Annotated in this window: 10 protein-coding genes and 1 tRNA gene; 5 read left to right on the top strand and 6 right to left on the bottom strand. The window is 68.9% G+C overall.

Annotation, left to right across the window (positions count from 1 at the left end; genetic code table 11):
- Positions 1-178: 178 nt before the first annotated feature.
- The 3 genes from GFD30_RS27880 to GFD30_RS09890 all read right to left on the bottom strand — a co-directional run bounded on the left by GFD30_RS27880 (position 179) and on the right by GFD30_RS09890 (position 3,357).
- Entirely contained in the window at positions 179-1,792 is a 1,614-nt protein-coding gene (locus GFD30_RS27880; protein WP_153025017.1) for a TROVE domain-containing protein, read from the bottom strand.
- 474 nt (positions 1,793-2,266) lie between these two features.
- Positions 2,267-2,329 (bottom strand) — tRNA-Ser (locus GFD30_RS09895).
- 323 nt (positions 2,330-2,652) lie between these two features.
- Positions 2,653-3,357, bottom strand: a complete 705-nt coding sequence (locus tag GFD30_RS09890; RefSeq protein ID WP_227996019.1) for a GH12 family glycosyl hydrolase domain-containing protein — start codon at positions 3,355-3,357, stop codon at positions 2,653-2,655.
- Positions 3,358-3,721: 364 nt separating this feature from the next.
- Here GFD30_RS09890 and GFD30_RS09885 point away from each other — a divergent pair, with 364 nt between their 5' ends.
- Together GFD30_RS09885 and GFD30_RS09880 are read left to right on the top strand one after the other, a co-directional pair.
- A complete protein-coding gene (locus GFD30_RS09885) occupies positions 3,722-6,067 on the top strand; it encodes a sialidase family protein (RefSeq protein ID WP_153025016.1) in 2,346 nt (781 codons plus the stop codon).
- 270 nt (positions 6,068-6,337) lie between these two features.
- A complete protein-coding gene (locus GFD30_RS09880) occupies positions 6,338-6,676 on the top strand; it encodes an MmcQ/YjbR family DNA-binding protein (protein WP_227996017.1) in 339 nt (112 codons plus the stop codon).
- 88 nt (positions 6,677-6,764) lie between these two features.
- On the opposite strand, the gene GFD30_RS09875 is transcribed toward GFD30_RS09880, so the two are convergent.
- The 3 genes from GFD30_RS09875 to GFD30_RS09865 form a co-directional block, all read right to left on the bottom strand.
- Positions 6,765-7,175, bottom strand: coding sequence for a cupin domain-containing protein (locus tag GFD30_RS09875; RefSeq protein ID WP_227996015.1), 411 nt, complete (start codon positions 7,173-7,175; stop codon positions 6,765-6,767).
- 122 nt (positions 7,176-7,297) lie between these two features.
- Positions 7,298-7,813 (bottom strand): GNAT family N-acetyltransferase, encoded by a 516-nt coding sequence (locus GFD30_RS09870; RefSeq protein WP_153025014.1) that lies wholly within the window; start codon positions 7,811-7,813, stop codon positions 7,298-7,300.
- A 226-nt stretch (positions 7,814-8,039) separates the two neighbouring features.
- Positions 8,040-8,597: a dihydrofolate reductase family protein gene (locus GFD30_RS09865; RefSeq protein WP_153025013.1), complete on the bottom strand. Its 558-nt coding sequence runs from the start codon at positions 8,595-8,597 to the stop codon at positions 8,040-8,042.
- A gap of 236 nt (positions 8,598-8,833) precedes the next feature.
- Here GFD30_RS09865 and GFD30_RS09860 point away from each other — a divergent pair, with 236 nt between their 5' ends.
- The 3 genes from GFD30_RS09860 (at position 8,834) to GFD30_RS09850 (ending at position 15,563) form a co-directional block, all read left to right on the top strand.
- Entirely contained in the window at positions 8,834-9,823 is a 990-nt protein-coding gene (locus tag GFD30_RS09860) for a sigma-70 family RNA polymerase sigma factor (protein ID WP_227996013.1), read from the top strand.
- A gap of 239 nt (positions 9,824-10,062) precedes the next feature.
- Positions 10,063-13,482 carry a discoidin domain-containing protein gene (locus tag GFD30_RS09855; RefSeq protein ID WP_153025012.1) on the top strand — a complete coding sequence of 1,140 codons (3,420 nt, stop codon included), beginning with the start codon at positions 10,063-10,065 and terminating at the stop codon, positions 13,480-13,482.
- A 425-nt stretch (positions 13,483-13,907) separates the two neighbouring features.
- Positions 13,908-15,563 (top strand): RICIN domain-containing protein, encoded by a 1,656-nt coding sequence (locus tag GFD30_RS09850; protein ID WP_153025011.1) that lies wholly within the window; start codon positions 13,908-13,910, stop codon positions 15,561-15,563.
- Positions 15,564-15,791 lie beyond the last annotated feature (228 nt).

The following is a 15,791-nucleotide window of genomic DNA, read 5'->3' as shown; positions in this document are numbered from 1 at the left end:
ATGCTCGGCGCACGCCACGACCCCGCACCGGATGCCGACCTCGCAGTACTTCACGCGCCCTGCGCCTTCCGTCCGAGGAGCCCTGCTCCGCAACCAGGCGATCCTCCGCTGCGGGCCGATTCCAACGAGGAAGGCCCGGTCCCTACCGTGAACGATGGGACCGGGCCTTCGCCTCCTCCTAGAACGGCCAGTCGGCGTCCTTGCCGCGTTCCAGCAGCGAAATCATCGCGAACGCCGAATCGCTCAAACCGCCGAACGTGTGCCGCGTGCCCGAACCGGAAGGAGCATGGCCCTTCGCGTATCCCGCGAGATTCCACGTGTACACCGCCCGGTCGTTCGGCACGGCCGCTGTCACGTCCGGCCCGCCGTGGTGCTGCGCCTGCTCATCGGTGAGGATCACGACGCGGTCATGGCCGGCGTACTGCTTCCCCACCGCGCCGGCGGTGTCGGTGCCGCCGCCGAGGAACCAGCCGCCGTCCTTCCACTCGCCGAGATCGGCCAGGAGCGAACCGCCGCGCGTCAATTCGAACCGCTTCGTCTTCGGGCCCGGCGGGTCGCTGTAGTAGTACTGGGAGCTGGAGAACGAGACCACGTCGGCCTCCTTGCAGCGGCGGCCGAGCGCAAGCCCGAACAGGGCGGCGGCATCCCAGCGCTTAAGCGTTCCATCGCGTGAGAACCCGGCGTTCATCGAGGACGACGTGTCCACGAGGATCAGCGTCCGGCCCGACAGTTCGGGAACGTTGCCCAGACTCGCGTCCAGGGCGCGCTCGAGCGGGTACGACCACCGAAGCGACGGCGCCGCTCGATAGGCCGACAGGAACCGCATGGGCAGCTGACGCGACCGCGCAACCTCGGCGGCGTCGGCGAGCTTCGCCGCGACCGTGGCGGCAACGGGGTCGGACACGCCCGCCTCATCGAAGTTGCGAAGGTTCCGCAGGATTGCCATGTACCCCATGGACGGGATCAGGGCCTCCCACAGGCGGGCCTTCTCGACCCGGTTCCCGGCGAGCGACAGCGCGTCTTCCCACGTGAAGCCGGCGTCCTTCAGAACCTCGGCGTCCAGGAGCAGCTCCGGTGACTCGGCGGCGCCGGCACGTAGGCGGGCGTTCGCTTCGATCATCGGAAGCAGTGACCGTCCTGCGGCATCGCGGCTGCTGCTTTCACGGCCGTAGCGGCGGTCGAGAACGAACTCGAACAGTTGCGACTGCCATTCCGTCCTCGTTTCGGGGTGCACGAGATTGAGCACATCGCCGAATCGGAAGCCTTTGGATGCGGTGTCCCACTTGAGGACGGCGCGCTCGTTGTACAGACGCAGGGCGGCGTCGGCGATGCCGCGCTTGACGGCCTTTGGGACCTTTCGGCCGTACATGCCGGTCCAGTACGCGAGGGCTTCGCCGGGCTCGTCAGCGCGCTGGAGGACGGACGCGACGATCTGCCGGCCGCCGGGAATCTCGGCCGCGACGAGCGCCCGTGCGGCCTCGAGCCCTCCGACGAGCGACGCGGACCGCAAGTGTGCGCCGGTGCGCAGCCATGCGAGGAACCGCGCGGTCCAGTCCGTGTCTGATACCGCGACCTCGTGAACGAGTTCGCGGAAGCGGGAGTCGCGGCCTTGTGCGGACTCGTAGAAGGTCTGCTCGCCCACCATGTTGGCAACAGCGAGCAGGAACAGCTCCGACTTCGCGTCGCGAGCGAATCCCGGGCCGCCTTCGAACGTGGCCCCGGAGGCGACGGGCTCGGTCCGAACGGGAGAGTGGACCGCCGCTCGAGTCGCGGGCTTGTTGAACTTCGCCATGAGGCAGGGGCTCCAATCACACACCGGGGAGCCAGGACAACCAGGAGAGCGAAGCGCCCGAGGTCAAGTCGGCCGCGGAACGTTGGCGCTCTACCACTGAGCTACAGCCGCCGAAGCGGCCGGCAGGGCTCGAACCTGCGACAACCCGTACCCGAAACGAAGTATCCGCCGCCTGCGCACCGGGCACTCCGCTCGCTGGTTGTATGGCACTCCCGAGATCAAGGCGTCTACGGCGTTGAATCAATCCATGCGACAGATGAAGTATCCGTGGACGACGCACCGGGAGGTGCATTCGAATCCTAGTGCACTGAGCCCATTGCAGCGCAACGCATTATATGAGTCCGGGCGCCAACTGCGCTCTGGACTCCGTGCGAAGGGGGACGACCCTGTGCCGACGATGGGAAGCGAAAGTGGAGCGCCCGAGGTCAAGTCGGCGGCGGATACTGTGCTCTGGGCCGCTGAGCTACCTGCCAGAGAGCAGGCCGGGATTCGAACCCGGGTCTTCCGTTTGGTAGACGAAGGAACCGTCACCTGCGCACCAGGCGCTCCACTGTAGATCGAAGTGCCCTCCCGAGTTCTCGGCGGCAGCGGGATTGCAGGGATCGAACCTGCATGAAACGTACCAATACGAAGTACCCGCAGCCTGCGCACCGGGAGTGCGAACCCACCCTACTGGGCGAGCATCATTGCGCGCCAGCGGATATGGCCCTCGAAGGCCCAAACTCTGCCCCGGGGATGCCCGTTCGGGACCCCGGCCCATCCGGTGAGAGTGCCGTCTCCGCAGTACGGGTGGTTCCAGCGGCCCTGGGAAACGCCGCCGGGTCGGCGCGATCGGTCCGGCCCGGCGGTGAACGGATCCGCTAGGTCCACAGTGAGTAGCTGTTGCAGTTGAAATCGCGGCCACCGGCCGACGAGGTGATCTCGAAGCCGAAGGCGATCTCGCCGATGGTCACCCTCGGCATGCGGCCGTTGGCGACCAGCCACTGGGCGTGCGCGGTGATGTCCACCCATGTGTTCGTGGTGTGGTTGCGCGCCAGGAAGCTGTAGACGGCGTTCGCGCCGTTGCTGCCCTGGTAGAGGGCCCAGTTCTGACCGCCGAGATTGACGTCGGTGACGTAGGAGCCGATCGGCCCGACGGCGCCGTGCCACTGCGTCCAGATCATGATCTCGTGGTCGTGGCCGTTGCCCCACACGTCGTAGGTGGTGCAGTAGGCGAGGTTCGAGCCGGTGGGCACGGTGACGTCGGTGTTGGCGGAGACGTTCCCCATGTTCCAGACGTCGCGTCCGAGCTGGTAGCTGACGTGCGGGTAGGACTTGACGCCGCCGGTGTTGGGATGGTCGGCCCAGACGCCCCAGTTGGAGTAGGAGTTCGCCCAGATGGACTGGGCACCGACGCCGCTGCCCCAGACGTGGTTGTTGACCGTGAACGCGCCGTCGGTCCACTTCCCCCATCTGTCGGTCGAGTACCAGGTGGCGGCTTGGGCGGGGGACTGGAGGGCGCCGACGGCGCCCGCGGTGGCCAGCGGTGCGGCCAGCGCCGCGGCGAGGATGGATCTGCGTCGCATGAAGGACATGCCTTTCTCGAGGAACTCGTTTCGGCCGTCGGGATTCATGAATCTAGGATTGTCGATAAGTTAATGCAATCACATTACAAAGTCAACCCTCTACCTCCTTGGGTTTGCCAAACGGGAAGTGGAACGTGTCGGAAAATTCCGCTCAAATCAGTCCCACGACGCCGCAGGCATCAGTGACTTAATCCTGTTGGTTGACAAACATGATGGTCGTTGCGTACTGTGCTGCGCAGGAGTTCAGAGATCCGCATCCCTCGATGCGCCGACGCCCGCTCGCTCGCGGCACGACGAAGCAGACCTGCGCGGTCGCCCTGCCGCGCAGGCCGATCACCAGCCTTTCTCTACAAAGGAGTCACCCATGCGACGACGCACATTCGCCGCCACGCTCGGCGCGGCAGCGGTCGCGGCCGGCGCCCTGCCGGCCCCGGCCTTCGCCAAGCCCGGCCCTCGCGGCGGCGATGCCTACGCCTGGAAGAACGTCGTGGTCAACTGCGGCGGTTTCGTGCCGGGCATCGTCTTCAACGAGACCGAACCGAACCTGATCTACGCCCGCACCGACGTCGCGGGCGCCTTCCGGTGGCAGGAGGAGACGCGGACCTGGAAGCCGCTGACCGACTGGGTCTCCCGCGACGAGTGGGGCTACCAGTACGTGGTCTCCATGGCCACCGACCCGGTCGAGACGAACCGCGTCTACGCCGCGGTCGGGGCCTACACGATCAGCTGGGACCCCAACAACGGCGCGATCCTCTACTCCGACGACAAGGGCGACACCTGGGGCATCGCGGAACTCCCGTTCAAGCAGGGCGGCAACATGCCCGGCCGCGGCATGGGCGAACGCCTCGTGGTCAACCCCGCCGACAACGGCGAGCTCTACCTGGGCGCGCCCAGCGGCAACGGGCTGTGGCGCTCGCGCGACTACGGCCGCACCTGGGCCAAAATCGAGAGCTTCCCCAACCCCGGCGACTTCGTCGTCGACCCTGACAACGAGTACCTCTCCGACAACCAGGGCGTCCTCTGGATCGACTTCGACCAGATCGGCGGCAAGATCTACGTGGGCGTGGCCGACCCGGCCGACCCGCTGTACGTCTCCGAAGACGGCGGCGCGACCTGGCAGCCCGTCCCCGGCGCGGCCGAGGCGCTCGGCAATGCCGACGGGAACCGCACCATCCCCAAACAGTCCGCTGTGGACAACACGAACGGCTACCTGTACGTGATCACGAGCTGGGACCCCGGCCCCTACAACGGCGGGCCCGCGTCCGGCCGGGGAGGCCGGATCCAGCGGCTGGCGACCCAGACCGGGGAATGGACCGACATCACCCCGCCGTACAACCCGGGGCGCCCCATCCCCGGCTTCGGCGCCGTCACCGTCGACCGCCAGAACCCCGGCACGCTCATGGCGTCCACCTGCAACAACTGGGGTCCTGACGAGATTCTGTTCCGCTCCACCGACTCCGGGGCGACCTGGTCGCTCTCCTGGGATCTGGTGAGCGAGAACGTGCGCACCGACCGGTTCGTCATGGACAGCTCGGGATCGCCGTGGCTCGACTGGCGCGGCAGCGACAACGGGGCCTCCTACGCCGTCAAGCACGGCTGGATGATCGAGGGCCTGGCGATCGACCCGCACAACTCCGACCGCATCATGTGGGGCACCGGCGCGACCATCTGGGGCACCGAGTCCCTGACGCGGTGGGACACCCAGGGCGAGCTGATCGGCGAGAACGAGGCCGGCGAACGCGTCGCGCTACCGGTCGACCGGTTCACCGTCGGGGTGAGGGCCGAGGGCATCGAGATGACCTGGGTCCGCGACCTCGCGGCCCTCGGCGGGACCCTGGTGTCGGCCATGGGCGACGTCAACGGGTTCGTCCACACCGACCTGGGCCGGTCCGAGCGCATGTTCCACGCGAGCTGGGGCGGCACCAGCCTCGACTACGCCGCCTCCGACCCGGACGTCATCGTCGGCAGCGGCGATGTCGGAGACACCAACAGCCACGTCATCTACTCCACCGACCGCGGCCAGACCTGGCACGACGCGTCGCGACCCGACGGCGTCCCGAACGGCGCCGGCGGCACCGTCGCGATCACCGCCGACGCCTCGGTGATCGTCTGGTCGCCGAACAACACCGACAAGACCCCGTTCTACACGACCGACCGGGGCGCGACCTGGACCGCCGTCCAAGGGCTCCCCGCGGGCGCCAGGGTCCGGACCGACCGCGTCGACCCTCGCGTCGTCTACGCCTACTCCGGAGGCAGGTTCTACCGCAGCACCGACGCCGGCAGGACCTTCGCCGACACCGGGGCCAGTGGCCTGCCCGCCGAAGGCGTCGACGACTTCCGGGTCGCCCCCGGCAACAAGGGCCACGTCTGGCTCGGCGGGCGCAGCGACAAGGCGGAAGTCGCGACCGGCCTGTGGCGCTCCAAGGACGGCGGCACCACCTGGACGCGCCTCAGCGCCGTCGACCTGGCGATCGGTGTCGGCTTCGGCAAGTCCGCGTCGCGAAGGGGCTACCCGGCGATCTACATCTCGGCCACGGTCGCCGGCCAGGAGGGCATCTTCCGCTCGATCGACGCCGGCACCACATGGTGCCGCATCAATGACGACGCCCACCAGTGGGGCTTCGCAGGGTCCGCCATCACCGGCGACCCGAACGTCTACGGCCGCGTCTACCTCTCCGCCCGCGGCATCGTTTACGGCGACATCGCCTGAGCGAGCGGGCCGCCCCGCCCGACGGGGCGGCCCGACGGATTCACCTGGACTGGTGACGCCGAAAGCCGGGCGCGGTCTCGCTTTCGTGGTTCGCGGGATCGGGACAGGGTGGAGGCCGGTGCCCATGGCGTCGAGCCAGGCCCGGGTTCCGCGTTCGGGCGTTCGCGGGTCGGCGCGGTGCTCGCACGACGAGCGCGGTTGTCGTAGCCGTCCTCTAGTGTCGACATCATGGACAGTGGGGCGTTGTTCGAGCGGCTTCGGGGACTGTGCATGAGCATGCCCGAGGCCACGGAGAAGCCGAGCCACGGCGAGTCGGCGTGGTTCATTCGAGGCAAATCGATGTTCGCGATCTCCTCGGACCGACATCATGACGACCGGGTCGCGTTCTGGTGCGCGGCGCCGGCGGGTGCGGCCGAGGCGCTGGTCGCGCGGGACGGCACCCGGTACTTCGTGCCGCCCTACGTCGGCCATCGCGGCTGGCTGGGCGTCTACCTCGACGTGGATCCAGTCGACTGGGAGGAGGTCGAGGACCTGGTGACCGAGGCTTGGCGTGCCGTGGCGCCGAAGCGGCTGCGGGAGTCGTTCGACGCCGAGGCCGAGCGCGCCTGATCGCCTGACGCCGTGGCGATCGCCCGGCGAGGCATGGGCGCAGCCGCACTCCCCGCCGACAACGCCTGGGACGGCGGTTCCCGGCCCGCTATTCGAGGAGTTCGGCGTCGTGCTGCTCGAAGAGGCGGCGCATCGCCTCGGGCCCGCGGTCGGCAGCGGCGTGGATAGCGTTGATGAGGGCGTTCGTCTTGGCGCCCATGACAAGCAGATACCGCGCGGGGTCGGGGCCCGCGTTCCAGAAGGTATGGGCCGTCCCGCCGGGGACGATCGCGGCGCCGCCGGCGGGCACCACCACCTCCTCGTCGCCGATCCGCACACCGAGCGAGCCGTCGAGGACGTACCAGGCCTCGTCGTCGGCGTGGCGGTGGAGCGGGGCCTGGTAGACCCGCTCACCGCCGGTCGAACCGTCGGCCTCCCACTCGGCGAGCACCAGGTCCGAACCGGGCGGCGCGAGCGTCCGGCCGCGCATGTCAGGGGCGAAGAACTCCGGAACCGACATCTGACCTCACCTCTTCGAGACGGCACACGGGCGACGACCCCAGGCTAACGGCCGCCTCCGACATGGGAGCGCCGATGAGGCGGGCTCAGAACTGGTTCGGCGCTCGGCGAGGAGGGCACACGTCAGAGACGGATCACGGTGAACAACGTGGTCCCGTGAACCGCATCCACCTCTCTTCGCCCGGTCTCGGTGAACCCGAGTTTCGCCAGAACACGACGCGAAGCGGCGTTCCAATCCCAGACGGTGGCCCAGACACGTCGGTGACCGGCCGCTCGCGCCCGGTCCAGGACGGCCAGCGCGGCCTCGGTCGCGTATCCCCGGCCCCAGACTCGCCGCAGCAGCTCGAAAGCCAGTTCCGGCTCCCCTTCGGCTCCTCGTCCACCGTCGACCAGGCCGCAATAGCCGATGACGTCACCGGCGTCCTTCCGCTCGATCGCCAGGAGCGAAGACCGGCGGTCGCGGATGTGGTTCTCCAACTCCGCGATCGTCGGGTGCCCCTCCGCATCGATCCGACGGTGCGGCGGAACTCGCGGATCCCGTTCGGTCCACAGTTCGCGCATGACATCGGCTTCGTCCACTCGCCAAGGCCGGAGCAGCAGTCGATCCGTTTCGAGTGTCGCTTCCGGGTTCCCGCCCATTCGGACTCCCATGACAGGCACTCTCTCACGCACGCAGGTGCTCTCCCATCGAGGGGGACCGACCGACCTGGCCGGCCCGTACCGTGCAAGGGCCCGCAGGAACCGTTTCGCCGTTCAGGTGGAACGCCCAGGTCGCGTGAATCCACCAGGTACACAGACGAAAGGCCCTGGAGACGGGGCGTTGTGGCCGTCCCCAGGGCCCATCGCTCGGCGCTTTTCCGGCCGGTCAGGCCCCGTCTTGCTGTTCGGCCCGGGCCGTCCGGTAGGTCAGGACGACGACGCCGTTGCTGCGGGTGTTGCTGCTGAGCAGCTGCAGCGGGGTCTTCGGGTTCTCGGTGAACGAGCCGAGCGGTTCGCCCACGACGACGGGGTGGACGGCGAGCCGGAGCACGTCGAGCAGGTCGTGCTCGAGCAGTGTGTGGCTCAGGCGGCCGTGGCCGAAGAGGACGAGGTCGCCGCCGCCCTCCTCCTTGAGGCGGGTCACCTCCTTCACCACGTCGCCGCGGACGATGACGGCGTTGTTCCAGTCCACTCGATCAAGTGTGGAGGTGAACACGTACTTGCGGATGCCGTTGATGGCGTCGGCGAACGGGCCGGTCTGACCAGGCCAGCGCCAGGACAGGTCCTCATAGGTGCCGCGGCCCATCAGCATCGCGTCGGCGCCGAGGAGCAGCGAGGTCGCCTCGCGGGTGAACTCCTCGTTGAAGTAGGGCATCGCCCACGAGCCGGGGTCGTTGACGACCCCGTCTGCGGAGATGAGGGTGGACTCGATGACAGTGCGCATGTGCGGCCTTTCGGTGTCGACGCCCGAGCGGTCAGGCGGCTCGGGCGGGCGGTTCCTCGGGTGGATCCCGGCCGCGTCGGAGCGACCTTGATATAGACCGCGGGCGTGGGCGAAAGGAATTCCTGCGAGCGCGATTCCTTTCGGCCCTCCGATCGGTCTACTTCTGGAAGGCCCGCACCGTCGTCCGCCACCGGCGACGCCGGTGGCGGACGCGGTGGACGACGCTGAGGAGAACGATGTCCGGCATGCAGGCACCGGTGACCGCCGGCGAGTTCGCCGACCGGGCCGAGCCGTTCCGAGGGGAACTGCTCGCCCACTGCTATCGCATGACCGGTTCGCTCCAGGACGCCGAGGACCTGGTCCAGGAGACGTATCTGCGGGCCTGGCGGGCCTACGACCGGTTCGAGCACCGGTCTTCGCTGCGGACCTGGCTCTACCGGATCGCGACGAACGCGTGTCTGAACGCCCTCCGGCACAGCGGTCGGCGGGCGCTCCCGTCCGGTCTCGGACCGTCCGGCACCGGTCCGTCGGCGGCACTGGAGAACGCCGGTCCGGGCACGCTCTGGATCGAGCCGATGCCGCACGCGATGCTCGCATCCGAGCACGACGACCCGGCGGCGGTCGCGATCGGCCGGGAGGGCATCCGCCTCGCCTTGGTCGCGAGCCTCCAATACCTGTCCCCGCGGCAGCGCGCCGTCCTGATCCTCCGGGACGTCCTCGCGTGGCCGGCCGCCGAGGTCGCCGAAGCGCTGGAGACGAACGTCGGCGCGGTGAAGAGCCTCCTCCAGCGCGCACGCCGACGCTTGGACGAGGTGAAGCCGCAGATGGGCGACGTCCTCGAACCCAGTCATCCGGAGGCCCGCCGGCTGCTGCGGCAGTACATGGACGCCTTCGAGAACGCGGACGCGGCGGCGTTCGAGCGCGTCCTGCGCCAGGACGCCGTGCTGGAGGTGACCGGCACCGGCGTGTGGTTCGAGGGCAAGCGCGCCTGCGTCTCCTACCTCGTCGAGCATGTCGCGACGGCCCCTGGCGTCTGGCGCACGATTGCGACCGAGTCCAACGGGCAACCCGCGATCGCCCCCTACCTGCACGTCGGCGACGGGATCTATCGAGGCGTCGGCATCGGCGTGCTGACGGCCACCGGCACGGGGATCGCCCGCGTCACGGTCTTCGCGGACGCGGTCCTGCTGGGCCGCAGCGGCCTTCCCGCCTCGCTTCCGGCCTGACTCCGCCGGGCCGGAAGCGCGCGGTTCATCTGGTCTCGGCCCGGATCGCCCTCACTCACACCGGGGCCGGTCCTGGAGAGATCGATATCTGAGGGACCGGACCCGATCGGAGCCGGGTCGCAGCCAAGAACTGCTTGCGAGGGTATTGATCCCCGTCACCGTTCGAGATATCGTTATCCCTCGATGGATAACGATTTCCTGACACGCTCCGTCCACTCTCAGCGAAGAAGGTACCGATCATGACCCCCCTCCGGGCCGCCCTGCGCGGCCCCTCCGACGCCGTCAGACGCGCCCTCGCGCTCACGGCGGCACTCGCGATCTCACTCGGACTGCTCCAGTTCGGGGCCGGCGACGCCGAGCCCGCGGCGGCCCAGGAGACCGGCACCTGCGAGGTGCAGTTCAATTCCACGACAAGCGAAGCCGGGTTCAACCACCCCGGCATCGGGCTCACCGAGCCGATCCTGGAGAACGTGCGCACCCAGCTCGCGGCCGGAGCCGAGCCGTGGGTCTCCGGGTTCGACGCGCTCAAGCGCTCCAGTGCGGCCGGGGAGACCGTGAAGCCCTCCAACGCCGGCTCCGACCCGACGAAACCGCGCACCACCGCGTTCAACGCGGGCACCAGAGGCATGTTCGAGGCGGACGGCCTGAAGTCCTACACGCAGGCGGTCCTGCACGTGCTCACCGGTAAGGAGGTCCACCGCAAGAACGCCCTGGCCATCATCCGCAACTGGGAGCAGATGGACCCCACCAAGTTCGAGTACTACACCGACTCGCACATCCACAACGGCATGCCGCTCTTCCGCATGGCCTCCGCCGCCGAGCTGCTGCGGTACACCACCTGCGGCGACGACCCGGCGCTCGCGTGGACCGAAGAGGACACGCGGTCCTTCAGCGAGAACCTGATCAGGCCCGCGATCGCGACGTTCATGTCCTCTCCGGACCACTTCATGAACCAGCACAACTACCCGCTCCTGGGCTCCATGGCCGGCTCGATCTTCATGGACGACACCGCGCTCTATGAGGAGAAGGTCGAGTGGTTCACCGTCAACGAGACGGCGAAGGACGAGGGCTTCAACGGCTCCATCGCCAGGCTCGCCCGCTGGGTCGACACGAACGACAAGACCGGCGAGCCCATCGAGGACCCCCATGTGCAGCTGGTCGAGATGGGCCGCGACCAGGCCCACGGCGGCGGCAACCTCACGAACTTCGCGGCCCTGTCCCGCATGATGACGGCCCAGGGCACCGAAGTGGACCCCGTCGACGGCACGGTCTCCACCGCCGCCGACGCCGTGGGGCCCTACGAGTTCCTGGACGACCGCATCCTCCGGGCCGCCGACTACTTCTGGCAGTTCATGTCCGGACGCGACCCGGAGTGGACGCCCGTCGGCTACGCGATCTCGCCCGACGGGACGATCCGCGACACCTACGACCACATCGCCGACGGCTACCGCGGCCGATACGCCACCGCGAGCTTCTGGGAGATCTACTACCACTACGAGTACCGGCGCGGTGAAGACGTCGAGGCCATCGCCCCGTTCTTCGCCGAGGCCTACGCCAAACGCCCCACCCCCGTCCAGATCGGCTGGGACGGCCGCGACGGCGGCGGCGACTCCTGGATGTTCGCACCCGCCGAAGCCGCCGGTGAGACCGCCCAAGTGCCGAACGCCGACCCCGACATCCTCGAAGTCGAGCAGCGCTACACGCATCTCGCCGGCGAGGTCGACCAGCACGACGGATTCGTGACCATGGCCGGCGGGTCGAAGATCGCCTATCTCAGCGGCGCGAACACCAGGCCGCAGCAGGGCTTCCTCGTCCGCACCGAAGGCGCTGCCGTGATCCACCTGGGCGGCGTCAGCCACGACGACGCCGTCAGGCGCGACACCACCGTGACCGTTCCGGACACCGGCGGCGAATGGCGCTACGTCACCGTCACCAGGGCCATGGACAACATCGTGTTCATCGAGACCGAGGGCGCCGCAGTCGACCTCGACCACATCAACATCAACGCCGAGGTCGAACTCGACGGACCGGTCTTCCCCGAGGACGCCGCCGACCGGGTCGTCGCCTGGGACGGCGCCGACCTCACGCTCGAGCTCGCCGCCACCGGCCCGGAGGGCATCGCCTACAGCGCCGCCGGCCTCCCCGACGGCGCATCGCTCGACCCCGCCACCGGGCGGCTCACCTGGACCGGCGCCGACTCGGGCACGATCACCGTCGCCGCCGACGACGGCACGAGCGTCGCCGCGCGCACGATCGTCCTCGACGCCGCCGCCGACCGCCCGAGTGCGCTGTCGCTGGCGGCCGAGGACTACGAGCCCGAGGACGGGTACGAGTCGGCGACCGACGCCGCCTTCACCGCGGCGCGTGAGGAGGCCGAAGCGCTGCTCGACGACGGCACCGACGAGGCCTACGCGACCGCCTTGGCGGACATGGTGGCCGCGGCCGACGGACTGCGGCTCGTCTCGCCGAAGACCGAAGTGGACGGCAGCCTCGACTACTCCGGCCTGCTGCACGCCTCCACCGCGGGGGACCGCACCGCGCTGCTCGTCGACGGCGACAACCAGACCGGCACCGCCTACCCGCAGGCGGTGAACATGTCCCACACCTTCGACTTCGGCCCCGACTTCCGGGTGTCGGCGCGGGAGTTCGGCTTCCAGAGCAACATCTTCGCCGACCGCCTCGCCAACTCGGCGGTGTACGGTTCGAACGACGGCGTCACCTGGACCCGGCTCACACCCGGGGTCACGCAGTTCACCCAGGACTTCAACACCCTCGAAGTGGACCCGGAACTCCGGGACGACCGGTTCCGGTACCTCAAGGTCCAGATGGTCGAGCAGCTGCCCGACGTCCTCTACGGGATCGTCCGCGGCGTCTTCGAGATGACCGAGTTCCACGTCTACGGCGAGCGCCACGAGATCGGCAACCAGATAGCGTCGGCGACGATCGCCTCCGAGGACGCCGTCGCCGGGAAGGTCGCCGTCGGCGACACCGTGAACGTCGCGGTCACGACGAGGCGGCCGGTCGACGCCGTCACCGTCGACGTGATGGGCATCGAAGCGGCGGCCACGTCGGCCGACGGCGTCAACTGGCTCGCGCCGGTCGTCCTCGACGGCGTCGAACCCGGGCCGGTCACCCTCGCCGTCGACTACACCGACGACGGCGAGGCCGGGCCGACCCTCTACGGCGCCACCGAAGGCGCGAGCCTGTTCGTCGGCGGGAACCGGAACCTGCTGATCGACGTCGCGGACCTCGCCACGGTCCTCGCCTCCGACAAGCAGTGGCCCGGCAACGGGCTCCCCGCCGACCAGATCGGCTACCTGCTCTTCGACGGCGACGAGAACACCGCCGGCGACCTCAACACCGGCGTCGGCTCGCACTACACAGTGGACTTCGGGGAGGGTGTGTCCGTGCGCCTCGACGAGGTGTACTTCCTGCCGCGGCTGTGCTGCACCTCGCGCTCGGACGGCACGATCGTCCAGGGCTCGAACGACGGGCAGACGTGGACCACCCTCACCGAGCCGCTGACCCGCACCGCGGCCGGCGTCTGGCAGGGGAAGCCGGTCACCGACGACACCTACTACCGGTACTTCAAGATCTACAACCCGAACCGCTGGCACGGCAACCTCGGCGAAGTCCAGTTCTTCGGGCACATCGCATAACAGGAACCGCCTCGGCCGCCCGTCCCGCCACGCGGACCGCGCGGCGGGACGGGTGAGGAACAGGTTCGGCAGGTCGGACAGCAGCGATCCGGCCGGCAGCGGCTCGGGGTCGGCGACGTCGAGGATCGCCGAGATCCGACCGGTCGCCAGCTCGGCGGCGAGTGCGTCGGATCAAGGGATAACGATTTCAAATCTACAGTGAACCGGCGGATCTGTCGAGGCAGGAAACCACCATGCAGGCTCACCCTGACCGTGCGTTCGACGGCCTCATCACCGCTCATGGTCGCGGGAGTCGCGGATACCAAGATACAAGACATTGACAGATCTCGATGCAAACCTTATCTTCGAGTATATGGGATAACGATATCCGTTCGCGGCCCGCGTTCTCTCCGACACTCCTCACCGACGACAGCCGAAGGAGCACCATGACCGACGACCGCACCGGCAGCGCCCGCTTCAAGCGGCGGAACCTCCTCAAGGGCGCGGTCGCCGCAAGCGCCCTGGCCGCCACCGAAGCCGGCGGCCTCGCCGCCGCCCGAGCCGACCAGACCGGCCCGCAAGCCCTCGGCCACCCCGGGATGCTCCACACCCAGGCCGACCTCGACCGCATGGCGTCCAAGGTCGCCGCCGGAGCACAGCCCTGGAAGCAGGGCTGGGACAAGCTCGTCGCCAACGCCCACTCCCAGAGCACCTGGACGCCCCAGCCCGTCGAGGAGATCGTCCGCGGCAACACCGACAAACCCCAGAACTACTGGCTGCTCTACAACGACGCGCACGCCGCCTACCAGAACGCCCTGCGCTGGCGCATCAGCGGCGACACCGCGCACCGCGATGCGGCCGTGCGGATCTGCAACGCCTGGTCGGCGACGCTGAAGTCGATCTACTGGCCGCCCTCCGACTCGCGCCTCGCCTCGGGCATCTACGGCTACCAGTTCGCCAACGCGGGGGAGCTGGTGCGCGGCGCGCCCGGATTCGACCTGGCGCGGTTCCAGCAGATGATGAAGACCGTCTTCTACGAGCTCAACAGCGACTTCCTGGTGCGCCACAACAACACCTGCGACACCCACTACTGGGCGAACTGGGACCTGTGCAACATGGCCTCGATCCTCGCCATCGGCATCCTCTGCGACGACCAGGCCAAGATCGACGAAGCGGTGGACTACTTCCACAACGGCGCGGGCGCCGGCTCGATCGACAACGCGATCCCGTTCGTCCACGGCGAACTCGCCCAATGGCAGGAGTCCGGCCGCGACCAGGCACACTCCATCATGGGCATCGGCCTCATGGGCGCCTTCATGGAGATGGCCTGGAGCCAGGGCATCGACCTGTACGCCGCCCGCGACGACGCCTTCGCGAAGGCGGCCGAATACGTCGCCCGCTACAACCTCGGCTACGACGTGCCGTTCACGACCTACCGCAACTGCGACGGCGTCGAGCACACCCTCATCTCCACGGGCGCACGGGGCCAGATCCGACCGGTGTGGGAGCTCGTCTACAACCACTACAGCGTCCGCCGCGGGATGCGCATGCCCCACGTCGCCCGCATGGCCGCGCTCGCCCGGCCCGAGGGCGGCGGAGGCGACTACGGCTCCAACTCCGGCGGCTTCGACGCCCTCGGCTGGGGCACCCTCGCGCACCTGCGCTCCACCTCGGCGGTCGTCTCCGGCCGCACCTACCTGCTCATGTGCGAGCGCTCAGGGCAGTTCCTCGAGATCGGCCGCTCCACGGTCGACGGCCGCCCGGTGATCCAGTGGGGCGAGAACGGCGGCGCCCAGCAGCGCTGGAAGATCACCGACGTCGGAGGCGGACACCACAAGCTGGTGTGCGAGCACTCCGGCAAGGCGCTCGACAACGGCAACTCGACCGCCGAGGGCGCACAGGTCAAGCAGTGGACCGACAACGGCACCGCGACGCAGCGCTGGAGGATCACCGACGTCGGCGGCGGGGCCGTCAAGCTCACCTGTGAACGTTCGGGCATGGTGCTCGACAACGGCAACAAGGAGGCCGAGGGCGAGCCCGCGATTCAATGGGCCGACAAGGGCTCCGTGCCGCAGCGCTGGCGCCTGATCCGCGTTGCGTGACGAACGAAAGGGGCCGAGCGCAGCAGCGCTCGGCCCCTTCGTGTTTCAGCCTTTGATGGCGCCGGTGAGGACGCCGGAGGTGACGTAGCGCTGGAGGAACGGGGAGACGATGAGGATGGGGACGGTGGCGAGGACGATGACGGCCATTTGGAGGGTGACGCCGGGTGGGGGCGGGGCGTCGCCGGGGAGGGTGGCGCCGGGGATCTGGACGCCGGCGAGGCGGAAGGC

Origin of the sequence: Glycomyces albidus, assembly GCF_009451885.1 — a bacterium.
GTDB lineage: Bacteria > Actinomycetota > Actinomycetes > Mycobacteriales > Micromonosporaceae > Glycomyces > Glycomyces albidus.
Note: the sequence above shows the minus strand (reverse complement) of the source record. Positions and strands in the feature narration are given on the sequence as shown.

What these genes read in the sequence shown, in the direction of transcription:
- GFD30_RS09890 (WP_227996019.1), bottom strand. Translation starts at nt 3,357, where the DNA reads ATGCGACGCAGATCCATCCTCGCCGCGGCGCTGGCCGCACCGCTGGCC.
- GFD30_RS09875 (WP_227996015.1), bottom strand. Translation starts at nt 7,175, where the DNA reads ATGTCGGTTCCGGAGTTCTTCGCCCCTGACATGCGCGGCCGGACGCTC.
- GFD30_RS09850 (WP_153025011.1), top strand. Translation starts at nt 13,908, where the DNA reads ATGACCGACGACCGCACCGGCAGCGCCCGCTTCAAGCGGCGGAACCTC.
- GFD30_RS09855 (WP_153025012.1), top strand. Translation starts at nt 10,063, where the DNA reads ATGACCCCCCTCCGGGCCGCCCTGCGCGGCCCCTCCGACGCCGTCAGA.
- GFD30_RS09885 (WP_153025016.1), top strand. Translation starts at nt 3,722, where the DNA reads ATGCGACGACGCACATTCGCCGCCACGCTCGGCGCGGCAGCGGTCGCG.
- GFD30_RS09860 (WP_227996013.1), top strand. Translation starts at nt 8,834, where the DNA reads ATGTCCGGCATGCAGGCACCGGTGACCGCCGGCGAGTTCGCCGACCGG.
- GFD30_RS09880 (WP_227996017.1), top strand. Translation starts at nt 6,338, where the DNA reads ATGAGCATGCCCGAGGCCACGGAGAAGCCGAGCCACGGCGAGTCGGCG.
- GFD30_RS09865 (WP_153025013.1), bottom strand. Translation starts at nt 8,597, where the DNA reads ATGCGCACTGTCATCGAGTCCACCCTCATCTCCGCAGACGGGGTCGTC.
- GFD30_RS09870 (WP_153025014.1), bottom strand. Translation starts at nt 7,813, where the DNA reads ATGGGCGGGAACCCGGAAGCGACACTCGAAACGGATCGACTGCTGCTC.
- GFD30_RS27880 (WP_153025017.1), bottom strand. Translation starts at nt 1,792, where the DNA reads ATGGCGAAGTTCAACAAGCCCGCGACTCGAGCGGCGGTCCACTCTCCC.